Source organism: Microbacterium esteraromaticum (assembly GCF_900163815.1).
GTDB classification, from domain to species: Bacteria; Actinomycetota; Actinomycetes; order Actinomycetales; family Microbacteriaceae; genus Microbacterium; species Microbacterium esteraromaticum_B.
Window position 1 is genome coordinate 27208 of record NZ_FUKO01000017.1, and the last position, 13086, is coordinate 40293.

At 65.8% G+C, this 13086-nt stretch carries 13 protein-coding genes; all 13 read left to right on the forward strand.

Annotated features, from left to right (window positions below):
* Window positions 1-124 precede the first annotated feature (124 nt).
* The 13 genes from FM104_RS05130 (at window position 125) to rplB (ending at window position 13077) form a co-directional block, all read left to right on the forward strand.
* Window positions 125-601: a DUF2975 domain-containing protein gene (locus FM104_RS05130; RefSeq protein WP_087130391.1), complete on the forward strand. Its 477-nt coding sequence runs from the start codon at window positions 125-127 to the stop codon at window positions 599-601.
* On the forward strand, window positions 601-816 hold the full coding sequence (locus FM104_RS05135) for a helix-turn-helix domain-containing protein (protein WP_087130392.1): 216 nt from the start codon (window positions 601-603) through the stop codon (window positions 814-816). Before FM104_RS05130 ends, FM104_RS05135 begins: the two co-directional genes overlap by 1 nt.
* Entirely contained in the window at window positions 813-4670 is a 3858-nt protein-coding gene (locus FM104_RS05140; RefSeq protein ID WP_087130393.1) for an SCO7613 C-terminal domain-containing membrane protein, read from the forward strand. The genes FM104_RS05135 and FM104_RS05140 overlap by 4 nt, the downstream gene beginning before the upstream one ends.
* Before the next feature lie 208 nt (window positions 4671-4878).
* Entirely contained in the window at window positions 4879-5247 is a 369-nt protein-coding gene (gene rpsL, locus FM104_RS05145; protein WP_087130394.1) for a 30S ribosomal protein S12, read from the forward strand.
* Window positions 5248-5252: 5 nt separating this feature from the next.
* On the forward strand, window positions 5253-5723 hold the full coding sequence (gene rpsG / locus FM104_RS05150; protein ID WP_017201608.1) for a 30S ribosomal protein S7: 471 nt from the start codon (window positions 5253-5255) through the stop codon (window positions 5721-5723).
* A gap of 98 nt (window positions 5724-5821) precedes the next feature.
* On the forward strand, window positions 5822-7936 hold the full coding sequence (fusA, locus tag FM104_RS05155) for an elongation factor G (protein ID WP_087130395.1): 2115 nt from the start codon (window positions 5822-5824) through the stop codon (window positions 7934-7936).
* A gap of 181 nt (window positions 7937-8117) precedes the next feature.
* Window positions 8118-9311: an elongation factor Tu gene (gene tuf / locus FM104_RS05160; RefSeq protein WP_087130396.1), complete on the forward strand. Its 1194-nt coding sequence runs from the start codon at window positions 8118-8120 to the stop codon at window positions 9309-9311.
* A 194-nt stretch (window positions 9312-9505) separates the two neighbouring features.
* A complete protein-coding gene (locus FM104_RS05165) occupies window positions 9506-9718 on the forward strand; it encodes a hypothetical protein (RefSeq protein WP_087130397.1) in 213 nt (70 codons plus the stop codon).
* A gap of 538 nt (window positions 9719-10256) precedes the next feature.
* Window positions 10257-10565 (forward strand): 30S ribosomal protein S10, encoded by a 309-nt coding sequence (gene rpsJ, locus FM104_RS05170; RefSeq protein ID WP_017201594.1) that lies wholly within the window; start codon window positions 10257-10259, stop codon window positions 10563-10565.
* An 8-nt stretch (window positions 10566-10573) separates the two neighbouring features.
* On the forward strand, window positions 10574-11233 hold the full coding sequence (gene rplC / locus FM104_RS05175) for a 50S ribosomal protein L3 (RefSeq protein WP_087130398.1): 660 nt from the start codon (window positions 10574-10576) through the stop codon (window positions 11231-11233).
* A gap of 4 nt (window positions 11234-11237) precedes the next feature.
* Window positions 11238-11900 (forward strand): 50S ribosomal protein L4, encoded by a 663-nt coding sequence (gene rplD, locus FM104_RS05180; protein WP_087130399.1) that lies wholly within the window; start codon window positions 11238-11240, stop codon window positions 11898-11900.
* Window positions 11897-12217: a 50S ribosomal protein L23 gene (gene rplW, locus FM104_RS05185; protein ID WP_087130400.1), complete on the forward strand. Its 321-nt coding sequence runs from the start codon at window positions 11897-11899 to the stop codon at window positions 12215-12217. Before rplD ends, rplW begins: the two co-directional genes overlap by 4 nt.
* A 20-nt stretch (window positions 12218-12237) precedes the next feature.
* Entirely contained in the window at window positions 12238-13077 is an 840-nt protein-coding gene (rplB, locus tag FM104_RS05190) for a 50S ribosomal protein L2 (protein ID WP_087130401.1), read from the forward strand.
* Window positions 13078-13086: the final 9 nt, after the last annotated feature.

Here is a 13086-nt window from a genome sequence, read left to right on the forward strand (position 1 = left end):
CGAAGCGCGCCGCACGTCGTGGCTGAGCAGTCACGCTGGGAATCGCCTGCATCGGCTTGAATCTCACACGACCGCATGGCTATCGTTTATCGATAGATAAGTATTGTCTCTCGATAGGAGCACCATGCAGCCCCTCGCCACAGTCCTGCTCCGCGGATTGATCGCGGTTCTGATCGCGCTGCTTCTGTTCGTGCAGCTGATCATGATCCCCGCGGTCGCGGCAGAGACCTCCCGCCGCAATCCCGACCTCGCATATCTCGAGGTACCGGGGATCATCGGCGCAGTGCTCTTCCTGGTGCTGGTCGAGGTCGTGCTGGTGTGCGTGTTCGTGCTGCTCTCGCTGGTTCGAGCCGATCGGATCTTCAGCTCGCAGGCGTTTCGGTACGTCGACGTCATCATCGGCACGATGCTGGCATCCGCCGTGCTGCTGGTCGCGTCGTTCATCGTGCTCGCCACGGGGCGCGCGGTGAACCCGGGAATCCTCGTGCTCGCCGTGTTCGGTGTGGTCGTGAGCCTCTCGCTGGCGCTGCTGGTCGGCGTCATGCGCGGGCTGCTGCGCAAGGCGCTGGAACTCGAGCAGGACCTCTCCGAGGTGGTCTGATGCCCATCGTGATCGATATCGACGTGATGCTGGCTCGCCGCAAGATGAGTGTGCAGGAGTTCGCCGATGCCATCGGCATCACCCCCGCCAACGTCGCGGTGCTCAAGAACGGCCGCGCGAAGGCCGTGCGCTTCACCACGCTGGACGCGATCTGCCGGGTGCTGGATTGCCAGCCCGGCGACATCCTGCGTCGCGTTCCGGAGGACGAAGGATGAACGCGGGGTGGATGCCGGATGCCATCGCCCGCCTGAGCGATGCGCGCACCTGCCCGGTGTGCGAGGCCGCGGAGCTGGTCGACTGGCGCTGTCCGCACTGCGGCGCCGATGTCACAGGGCACGCGGGGACGGAGCTGTGGCGCGCGTCGGCATCTGCCGCCGAGTCGCTGCGCACCCGTGCCGTTCTGCTGGCCCGAGTTCCGCGCGCGGTCCCTGCTCTTGCGGGTCCTGTCGCTGCGGGCCCTGCCCCGACTCTCTCCACCGCCGCAAGCGCAGCCATCCCGGGCCGCTCGATGCGGTCCGATTCTGCGGCCGTCACCACCACAGCCGCGGCGCGCCCTGCGACAGACGGCGCCAGTCTGCAGTCCGTCCTCGCGACCGCCGGGGCCGCACTGTTCGCCGTCGCGGCGATCGTGTTCACCTTCTTCAACCCCGATCTGGCAGACCGCGGGGTGCGCAACTGGATCATCGGAGCTGTGACGCTGGCATTCCTCGGCGGAGCGTGGCTGCTCGCTCGGCGTCGCCTGCAGTTCTCCGCCGAAGCCGTCGGCGGCCTTGCCCTGGTGTTCGTGGGGCTGGATGTGCACGCGGTAGCCAGTTCGGTCACCGGCATCGACGCAGGCTGGGCTTCCGCCTCCGTAGCCACCGCCGTCGCCGGTGCGCTGATGCTCGCCGCGGCGCTGCGCGCCCGCATCCGGATCTGGCTGTGGACCTCTCTCCTCGCGCTCGCCGTGGCACCCGCGATGCTCGGCTTCGCATCCTCGAACGATACGGCCGCTGCACTGGGGGCCGCGGCATCCGCGTTCGCCGCAACCGGACTGATGGCGCTGCTGCCACGGTTCGCCGCCCGGTTCCCGGCCCGCATCGCAGGCGGTCACGAGGCGGTGGCCGCCCCGCGCACCGCGGGCCCCGTGCCGACGGCGGATGCTGTGGACCGCGCCATCTCGACGCGCCGCGCTCTGGCAGGCGAGGCCGCGGCCCTCACCGTGCTGCAGATCGTCGTCACGATGCTCTCGGCCCTGCGGGTGGTGTTCACCGGAGCGGAGCCGCTCGCCATCGCGACCGTGCTCGCAGTGCTGGCGGTGCACGCCGTGCTCGCGGCCGTGCGCACGATTCCTCGGGTGTGGGCGTTCCTGGGCGGCGTGCTCGTCGTGTCGGCAGGCGCGTTCTTCGCATCCGCCCTGCCGGCTGCAGGCGCAGTGGAACCGGAGTGGGCCATCGCCGTGGTGCCCGCCGGTGCCGTTCTGGCACTGCTGGTCTGCGCGATCGTGCCGCTGCCGCGGCGGACCCCGCGCATCCCGATGTCGGTCGGCGCGGGCCTCGTCGCCGGCATGACCAGTGCGCCCGCGGTCCTCTACGGGGCGCTCGTCGGAAGCGACCTGCTGCGCGTCGTGGGAGCGCGAGCGGAGACCGGCGCGCTCTCGGCCGACCACGGGCCAGTGTTCGGCTCCACCACCTGGCCGCTGATCCTTGGTCTTGCGGTGATATCGACGGGTTTCGGAGTCTTCGCGCTGCTGGCTCGGCGCCGCGTCGGCATCCGTCCGCTGCGTCTCGCGGCTCTCATCGTCGCCGCACTGTATGCGATCGCGTCCACGCTGACTCTCGCGGCGTCCCATGTGCTGCCGCTGCAGATGAGCATCGCTGTGCTGCTGGTGATCGCGTCGACGATCGCGGCGGTACTCGCCCGCGGGCGGACCGGTGGCGCCACGATCATCCGCGTGCTGCTGGTCATCGGCTGCCACCTCGCACTGCTGGTTGCGGTGGCTCTGGCCTGGCAGGATCGCACGTTCGTTCCAGCAGCGGGCATCGCCACGCTGCTCGCGCTCGCCGTGATCGCGCGGGCGATTCCCACGTCGTCGCGATTCGTCCATGTCGGAGTCGGATACGGCTACGCGCTGGTGCTGGTGGGCACCGCGCTCTCCATGGCTGGTGTCGGCGGCATCGCCCTGCTGTGCCTGACCACCTCGGCGGGACTGCTCGGCGCTGTCGTCGCGACGTTCGTGCCGCGAGTCGGGGCGCGGAACTGGCAGGCCATGCTCGTCGTCGCCTCCGTGCCGTTGGCGATCGGCATCGTTCAGGTCATGTTCGAACGCAGCGGCTGGACGGCGCTGTCGACCGGGCTGATGTTCGTGCTGGCGCTGGTGCTGCTGCTCACCCGGCGCAAGGGGCTGACGATCGTCATCCGCACCCTCGCCGCAGGAGCTCTCATCCCGGCGCTGGCCGTCGTTATCCTCAGCCTGGGTGCTCAGCTGCTGGTGCAGAGCGGCTCTCCCGTGGTGCTGCCGGTGATCGCCGCGCTGATCGCACTCGTGCTGCCGTCGAGCCGGATGATCCGCGATGGACTGGTCGCACGCGGATTCCTCATGCCGACGGCCGAGGCTGCTCGCGCGGCAATCGAGATCTCGGCGCTGCTGACGGGCACGATCGCCGTCGTCCTGTGCCTGACGCGGGAGGCGGCTGGCTTCGGCACCGCATGTCTCGTACTGATCCTGCTCGGGACGGGTGCAGGCCTGACGTCGCTCGTCGCCCGACGTCGGTACGGCTGGTGGGCGGCTGCCGTCGCGTTCACCGGTGCACTGTGGTCGCTGTGGGCGCTGAACGACGTGGGGCTGCCCGAGGCATACCTGCTGCCGCCCGCGCTCGGCGCGGCAGTGGTCGCCGTGCTGCTCACCCTGCGAGGTGCGAGGGCGGTGCCGCTGTTCGCTGCGGGGCTGGCCGGCGCCGTCGGCCCCGTGCTGGCTCTGATCATCGCCGCCGATGCCGGAAGGGTCCCGGCCGCGGTGCCATGGCGGGCCTATGGACTGCTCGCCGGCGGATGGATGCTGGTCGGGTTGGCGGCGATCGTCGGACGAGCCGCGCGACCGCACCTGCGGCGGCTGCGCCCGCTGCGCCTGACGGCTCTGCTCATCGCATCCCTCGCCGCGCTCGGCGCTACCGCGCAGGCGGTGCGCTGGGGGAGTGGGCTCGATATCTCTCCAGTGCGGGGCGGCGACGCAGGACTGTTCCTGATGTGCATCGGACTGAGCGCCCTGTCCGCACTCGTGCTGTTCACCGCCGCACGGATGCTGCACGCTGCGGCGGCGAGCGCCTCGCCCGAAGGGCGTCCAGGCATCTGGTGGATCCCTGCCCGATGGATGGCGGTTCCGGCTGCGCTCGCCTTTTCGGCCGGGGTCTGGCCGGCGATCGCGAGCGACTGGTTCGTGATCTGGGGAATGTGGCTGCTCATGCTCGGCTGGCTCGCGGTCATGGTCTGGGCGGCGTTCCGCGCGATGCAGCGTCCTTCGTCGCTGCTCCCGCCGGTAGGGGTGCTTTTCACCATCGCATTCATCACCGCGGTGGTGGCCTGGTCCCCGCGCGAGCTGCGCGTGGAGATGTTCTCCCTGCCGCTCGGGCTGTTCCTGCTGGTCGCTGGTGCCCTCGGGCTGCGCGGCGGGTCAGGCGAGGATGAGGATGCTGGCGCACGCGCATGGCGCTTGGCCGATTGGCCGCGAGGATGGCATGGCTCCTGGCCGCTGCTGGCACCGGGGTTGATCGTGATGACCTCCGCATCCGTGGTCTCCACCTTCACCGATCCGCTGACCTGGCGGGCCATCCTCGTGATGGGGCTGGCGCTCGCCGCCACCCTGATCGGGGCTGCACGGCGCCTGGCAGCGCCGTTCGTCATCGGTCTGATCGTGCTGCCGATCGAGAACGTATTCGTGTTCTCCGTGCAGATCGGTCGCGGAATCGAGTCCATGCCGTGGTGGATCACGCTGGCCACCGTGGGAGCCGTGCTGCTGATCATCGCCGTCACCTCGGAGCGGCGCACGGGCGCAACCGGGACGGTTGCGGTGCGAGTGCGAGATCTGCGGTGAGTCGGGCATCCGCGTTTGACCGGTGTGCTACGCAGCATTACACTTGATCAGGTGTGTGCACGTCTTGACGTGCGCACTGGGCGCCGGCACCGTCGGTTCGCCCCCACGGCATACCCATCACACCAAAAGCACGGCGGTTCCGTCGAGCCGGTGGGTCATGATGTGAAACCCATCACGCTGTCACCGTGCAGCATTATGAGGAGAGAACGTGCCAACTATTCAGCAGTTGGTTCGCAAGGGTCGCTCGCCCAAGGTCTCGAAGACCAAGGCACCGGCACTGAAGTCGAACCCGCAGCAGGCAGGCGTGTGCACCCGCGTGTACACCACCACCCCGAAGAAGCCGAACTCGGCGATGCGCAAGGTCGCTCGTGTGAAGCTCCGCAACGGCGCCGAAGTGACCGCCTATATCCCCGGTGAGGGACACAACCTGCAGGAGCACTCGCTGGTGCTCGTGCGCGGCGGTCGTGTCAAGGACCTTCCCGGTGTTCGCTACAAGATCGTCCGCGGTGCGCTCGACACCCAGGCTGTCAAGAACCGTAAGCAGGCTCGTTCCCGCTACGGCGCAAAGAAGGGTTGAGTTAGATGCCTCGTAAGGGACCAGCACCCAAGCGCCCCGTCGTCAACGACCCGGTATACGGCGCCCCGATCGTCACCTCGCTGGTGAACAAGATCCTCGTCGACGGCAAGAAGTCGCTCGCCGAGTCCATCGTCTACGGCGCCCTCCGCGGTGTCGAGGCGAAGAACGGCCAGGACGCCGTGGCCACGCTCAAGAAGGCGCTCGACAACGTGCGCCCCACCCTTGAGGTCCGCAGCCGTCGCGTCGGTGGCTCCACCTACCAGGTGCCCGTCGAGGTCAAGCCGCACCGCGCGAACACTCTCGCGCTGCGCTGGCTCGTCAGCTACGCGAAGGGTCGTCGTGAGAAGACGATGACCGAGCGTCTGCAGAACGAGATCCTCGACGCGTCGAACGGCCTGGGTGCCGCGGTCAAGCGCCGCGAAGACACTCACAAGATGGCCGAGTCGAACCGCGCCTTCGCGCACTACCGCTGGTAAACAGCGGGGCTGGCCCCGAGTTCTCGTGACTCGGGGCCAGCACCCCCACACTTCGCACAGCGGCGCACAGCGACCGTCGAGCAGATAAGGAAACACCCGTGGCTCAAGAGGAGCTCGCCGACCTGAACATGGTCCGCAACATCGGCATCATGGCTCACATCGATGCTGGAAAGACCACCACCACCGAGCGCATCCTGTTCTACACAGGTGTGAACCACAAGCTCGGCGAGACCCACGACGGTGGCGCGACGACCGACTGGATGGAGCAGGAGAAGGAGCGCGGCATCACGATCACGTCTGCCGCCGTGACCTGCTTCTGGAACAACAACCAGATCAACATCATCGACACCCCCGGTCACGTGGACTTCACCGTCGAGGTGGAGCGCTCGCTGCGCGTGCTCGATGGCGCCGTCGCCGTCTTCGATGGCAAGGAAGGCGTCGAGCCGCAGTCCGAGACCGTCTGGCGTCAGGCTGACAAGTACAACGTTCCGCGCATCTGCTTCGTCAACAAGATGGACAAGCTCGGTGCGGACTTCTACTTCACCGTCGACACCATCGTCAACCGCCTCGGCGCGCGTCCGCTCGTGCTGCAGCTGCCCATCGGTGCCGAGAACGACTTCGTCGGCGTTGTCGACCTGGTCGAGATGCGCGCACTGTACTGGGAGGGCGACTCCAAGGGTGATGTCACCATGGGCGCCAAGTACGAGGTCAAGGAGATCCCCGCCGATCTCGTCGAGAAGGCCGCAGAATACCGCCAGGCCCTGCTCGAGACCGTCGCCGAGACCGACGACGCGCTGCTCGAGAAGTTCTTCGGTGGCGAAGACCTCACGGTCGCCGAGATCAAGGGCGCCATCCGCAAGATGGTCGTCAACAGCGAGATCTACCCGGTGCTGTGCGGCTCCGCATTCAAGAACCGCGGCGTGCAGCCGATGCTGGATGCTGTCGTCGACTACCTGCCGAACCCTCTCGACGTCGGTGCCATCGAGGCGCACGACCCGAAGGACTACGACACGATCATCGAGCGTCGCCCCGACGCCAACGATCCGTTCTCGGCACTCGCGTTCAAGGTCGCCGTGCACCCGTTCTTCGGTCGCCTGACCTACATCCGCGTGTACTCGGGTCACCTCGACTCCGGCTCGCAGGTCATCAACTCGACCAAGGGCAAGAAGGAGCGCATCGGGAAGATCTTCCAGATGCACGCCAACAAGGAGAACCCGGTCGACGCCGTCTCCGCCGGAAACATCTACGCCGTCATCGGCCTGAAGGACACCACCACCGGTGACACCCTGGCAGACCTGGCAGCGCCCGTCGTCCTCGAGTCGATGACGTTCCCGGAGCCGGTCATCGAGGTCGCCATCGAGCCGAAGACCAAGGCTGACCAGGAGAAGCTGGGCACCGCGATCCAGAAGCTCGCCGAGGAAGACCCGACGTTCCGCACGGAGCTGAACCCCGAGACCGGTCAGACGACCATCAAGGGCATGGGCGAGCTGCACCTGGACATCCTGGTCGACCGCATGAAGCGCGAGTTCAAGGTCGAGGCGAACGTGGGCAAGCCCCAGGTCGCCTACCGCGAGACGATCAAGAAGACCGTCGAGAAGCACGACTACACGCACAAGAAGCAGACCGGTGGATCGGGTCAGTTCGCAAAGATCCAGTTCAACATCGAGCCGCTTCCGCTCGACAACGAGAAGACCTACGAATTCGTGAACTCTGTGACCGGTGGTCGCATTCCTCGCGAATACATCGGGTCGATCGATGCCGGTTTCCAGGATGCGATGAACGTCGGCGTGCTCGCCGGCTTCCCGATCGTGGGCGTGAAGGCGACCATCGTCGATGGTGCCGCGCACGACGTCGACTCCTCGGAGATGGCGTTCAAGATCGCTGGCTCGATGGGCTTCAAGGAAGCCCTTCGTCGCGCCAACCCCGTGCTGCTCGAGCCGCTGATGGCTGTTGAAGTCCGTACTCCCGAGGAGTACATGGGCGATGTCATCGGCGACCTGAACTCGCGTCGTGGCCAGATCCAGTCGATGGAAGACGCCGCAGGCGTCAAGGTCATCCGCGCGTCGGTTCCGCTGTCGGAGATGTTCGGCTACATTGGCGATCTGCGGTCGAAGACTTCGGGGCGTGCTGTTTACTCGATGGAGTTCGACAGCTACGCCGAGGTCCCCAAGGCAGTTGCCGAGGAGATCGTCCAGAAGACCAAGGGCGAATAAGCCCTTCATCCGGCACTTCGGTGGGCTCAATGTTCCAGACTGGTTCTTGAGCCCGTCGGAGGGCCGGATACCCGACAACTTCACATTCACTCTCTACTAAACTGAGAAAAGCTAATCAGTAGGGACCCGGTCACAATCCAGTGCCCGGCAATTCCTACACGAACGTCCTGAGGAGGACCCAGTGGCCAAGGCCAAGTTCGAGCGGACCAAGCCGCACGTCAACATCGGAACGATCGGTCACGTCGACCACGGCAAGACCACCTTGTCTGCCGCGATCTCGAAGGTGCTGGCTGACAAGTACCCGTCTGACACGAATGTCCAGCGTGACTTCACGACGATCGACTCGGCTCCCGAGGAGCGTCAGCGCGGTATCACCATCAACATCTCGCACATCGAGTACGAGACCCCGAAGCGCCACTACGCGCACGTTGACGCACCCGGCCACGCCGACTACGTCAAGAACATGATCACCGGTGCCGCACAGATGGACGGCGCGATCCTCGTGGTCGCCGCCACCGACGGCCCGATGGCTCAGACCCGCGAGCACGTGCTGCTCGCCAAGCAGGTCGGCGTGCCGTACCTGATGGTCGCGCTGAACAAGAGCGACATGGTCGACGACGAGGAGATCCTGGAGCTCGTCGAGCTCGAGGTCCGCGAGCTGCTTTCGGCTCAGGGCTTCCCCGGCGACGACGCCCCGGTCATCAAGGTCTCCGCTCTCGGCGCGCTCAACGGCGAAGAGAAGTGGGTCGACTCGATCCTCGAGCTCATGCAGGCCGCGGATGACAACATCCCCGACCCGGAGCGCGACCGTGACAAGCCGTTCCTGATGCCCGTTGAGGACGTCTTCACGATCACCGGTCGTGGCACCGTCGTCACCGGTCGCGCCGAGCGCGGCACGCTGGCCATCAACTCCGAGATCGAGATCGTGGGTCTGCGGCCGACGCAGAAGACCACCGTCACCGGTATCGAGATGTTCCACAAGCAGCTCGACGAGGCATGGGCCGGCGAGAACTGTGGCCTCCTGCTCCGCGGCACCAAGCGCGAGGACGTCGAGCGCGGCCAGGTCATCGTGAAGCCCGGTTCGATCACCCCGCACACGAACTTCGAGGGCACCGCGTACATCCTCTCGAAGGACGAGGGTGGCCGTCACAACCCGTTCTACACGAACTACCGCCCGCAGTTCTATTTCCGCACCACCGACGTCACCGGCGTCATTTCGCTGCCCGAGGGCACCGAGATGGTCATGCCCGGCGACACCACCGACATGAAGGTCGAGCTGATCCAGCCGATCGCCATGGAGGACGGTCTTGGCTTCGCGATCCGTGAGGGTGGCCGCACCGTCGGCGCCGGCACGGTGACCAAGGTCATCTCCTAAGCATCTGCTTTCCCTGAAGAGGGGTCGGACCACACGGTCCGGCCCCTCTTCTGCATTCGGAAGCACTCTGCAACCAGGCGACGCCCCGGCTGAATCGGACACGCGGATGCTCGACCTGTTGTATCGGGACGGAATCGCGTAGAAATGCGTCAAGAGCAGACAGGCTGCTCAGCCGAAACGGCGGGAGGAAACCCATGGGCATTGAAGACATGGTCAACAAGGGCAAGGACCTGTTCGAACAGAACAAGGACAAGATCGATGACGCCCTCAAGAGTGACCAGGCTGAGCAGATCAGCGATAAGGTCCTCGACGGTGTCGCGGGCTTCGCCAAGAAGGTGGCGCCGGGCTCCGCCGATCAGATCGATGACGTTCGAGACAATGTCGACAAGTCGGTGGGCAACGAATAGCGAACGCTCCAGAGCCGAAGAAGGCGATGCACCTTCGGGTGCGTCGCCTTCTGGCTTTCCGTCGAGATGACACAAAGCGAATCCATCCCCTAGGGGATGCTCCACCCAGCGTCTTGGAAGAGCTGAGAAACGGCGCGACACGCCCGGGTTTGCGGTAGACGAATCCGCCATGGCAGAATAGACAGGTTCCACATTCCTGCCGTCTTCGTGATGTGCGGGATCACTGTCTTGAAAGTGCATAGGCGGCGCAGTCCCTCCGGGGTGAGCGCAGGGTTCTAGGCCACGGGCAGCAGAACACACAATCCGACACCTCCATTTTTGGGGGTCTCGCCGTGCCTGCACGGCGGGAGTCGGCATCCGCATGCTCCGGCACGCGGGCTGACAGCAGAACAGTGGTGCACGTGAAGGATGCAGGAACCGCTTGCGGATCCGAATTCCAGGAGCAGAGTGCCGAGGCGTGAACAGCGCCGTCGTGCGTCCAATGCCCCAGGGCCACCCGGTCCCGGTCGGTATGACGCGTAAAGAGAGAGAGCAGACAATGGCGGGACAGAAGATCCGCATTCGCCTGAAGTCGTATGACCACGAGGTCATCGACACGTCGGCACGCAAAATCGTCGACACCGTGACCCGTGCGGGCGCGACAGTCGTCGGCCCCGTGCCGCTGCCGACCGAGAAGAACGTCGTGTGCGTCATCCGGTCGCCGCACAAGTACAAGGACAGCCGTGAGCACTTCGAGATGCGCACGCACAAGCGTCTGATCGACATCGTCGACCCGACGCCGAAGGCAGTCGACTCGCTGATGCGTCTCGACCTCCCGGCTGACGTCAACATCGAGATCAAGCTGTAAGGGTCGCCATGGTTGACATCAACGCAAAGATTTCCAAGGGAATGCTCGGCACCAAGCTCGGCATGACCCAGGTCTGGAACGAGAACGGCAAGCTCGTTCCCGTCACCGTCATCGAGCTGGCTTCGAACGTGGTCACCCAGGTTCGCACCCCCGAGAAGGACGGCTACAACGCCGTTCAGATCGCCTACGGCCAGATCGACCCCCGCAAGGTGAACAAGCCGCTGACCGCTCACTTCGAGGCTGCTGGCGTCACCCCGCGTCGTCACGTCACAGAGATCCGCACCGCGGATGCTGCTGACTACGCGCTGGGCCAGGAGCTCACCGTCGACGGCGTGTTCGAGTCCGGACAGCTGGTCGACGTCGTCGGCACCAGCAAGGGCAAGGGCACCGCCGGTGTCATGAAGCGTCACAACTTCAAGGGCGCGTCCGCATCTCACGGTGCGCACCGCAACCACCGCAAGCCCGGCTCCATCGGCGCATCGTCGACTCCGAGCCGCGTCTTCAAGGGCATGCGCATGGCCGGCCGAATGGGTGGCGAGCGCGTGACCGTCCTCAACCTCACGGTGCACGCCATCGACGTCGAGAAGGGACTCATGCTCGTCAAGGGCGCGGTCCCCGGCGCTCGCGGTCGCATCGTCTACGTCCGCAACGCAGTGAAGGGAGCCTGATCACATGGCTGACTCGACTCTCGCGCTCGACGTCTACTCGGTCGATGGCAAGAAGGCTGGCTCTGTGGAGCTGCCCGCCGCGATCTTCAACGTCGAGACCAATGTCCCGCTGATCCACCAGGTCGTCGTCGCGCAGCGCGCTGCCGCACGACAGGGCACCCACGCCACGAAGACTCGTGGCGCGGTATCCGGTTCTGGTCGCAAGCCTTTCAAGCAGAAGGGCACCGGTAACGCGCGTCAGGGCTCGGTTCGCATGCCGCAGCACCGCGGCGGTGGCACCGTCCACGGCCCGCAGCCGCGCGACTACTCGCAGCGCACCCCCAAGAAGATGATCGCTGCCGCCCTGCTGGGTGCGCTGAGCGACCGCTTCCGCGGTGAGCGCCTGCACGCCGTTGAGGCTTTCGTCGCCGACAGCGCTCCTTCGACCAAGACCGCCGCTGGCCTCATCGCCAACGTCGCACCGTCGAAGAACGTGCTGATCGTCATCGAGCGGTCGGACGAAGTGACCGTGAAGAGCGTTCGCAACCTGCCGAACATTCACGTGCTCAGCTTCGACCAGCTCAACGCCTACGACGTGATCGTCTCCGACGACATCGTCTTCACCAAGGCCGCGCTCGAGTCGTTCATCGCCTCGAAGACCGGCGCAACCGAGGAGGTCTCGGCATGACCGAGCAGAACGTCCTCGCGACGGCTCTGAACAAGGACCCGCGCGACATCATCCTGGGACCGGTCGTCTCCGAGAAGAGCTACGGCCTGATCGATGAGGGCAAGTACACCTTCCTCGTGGACCCGCGTGCCTCGAAGACGGAGATCAAGCTCGCCATCGAGAAGATCTTCGGCGTCAAGGTGGCATCGGTGAACACGATCAACCGCGTCGGCAAGGCCCGCCGCACCCGTTTCGGCACCGGCAAGCGCAAGGACACCAAGCGCGCCATCGTCGCGCTGAAGTCGGGAACAATCGACATCTTCACGGCAGTCGGCTGACCGGGGGATAAGGACAGAATATGGCTATTCGCAAGTACAAGCCCACGACCCCGGGTCGCCGCGGCTCGTCGGTGGCTGACTTCGCCGAGATCACACGATCGACGCCGGAGAAGTCGCTGCTGCGTCCGCTCTCGAAGACCGGTGGTCGCAACAACCAGGGCCGCATCACGACCCGCCACATCGGTGGTGGACACAAGCGTCAGTACCGCGTCATCGACTTCCGTCGCAACGACAAGGACGGCGTCAACGCCAAGGTCGCGCACATCGAGTACGACCCCAACCGCACCGCTCGCATCGCGCTGCTGCACTACTTCGACGGCGAGAAGCGCTACATACTCGCGCCGACGAAGCTGAAGCAGGGCGACGTCGTCGAGTCGGGTGCGGGAGCGGACATCAAGCCGGGAAACAACCTCCCGCTGAAGAACATCCCCACCGGTACCGTGATCCACGCGATCGAGCTGCGTCCCGGTGGCGGAGCGAAGATGGCACGTTCGGCCGGCGCCTCGGTGCGCCTGGTCGCGAAGGACGGCCCCTACGCTCAGCTGCGTCTGCCCTCGGGCGAGATCCGCAACGTCGATGCGCGCTGCCGCGCGACCATCGGCGAGGTCGGCAACGCCGAGCAGTCGAACATCAACTGGGGCAAGGCTGGCCGCAACCGTTGGAAGGGCATCCGCCCGACCGTCCGCGGTGTCGCAATGAACCCGGTCGACCACCCGCACGGTGGTGGCGAGGGCAAGACGTCCGGTGGTCGTCACCCGGTCTCCCCGTGGGGCCAGGCAGAGGGTCGCACCCGCAACCCCAACAAGGCCAGTGACAAGTACATCGTCCGTCGCCGCACCGCTGGCAAGAAGCGCAAGTAGGAGTAGAGG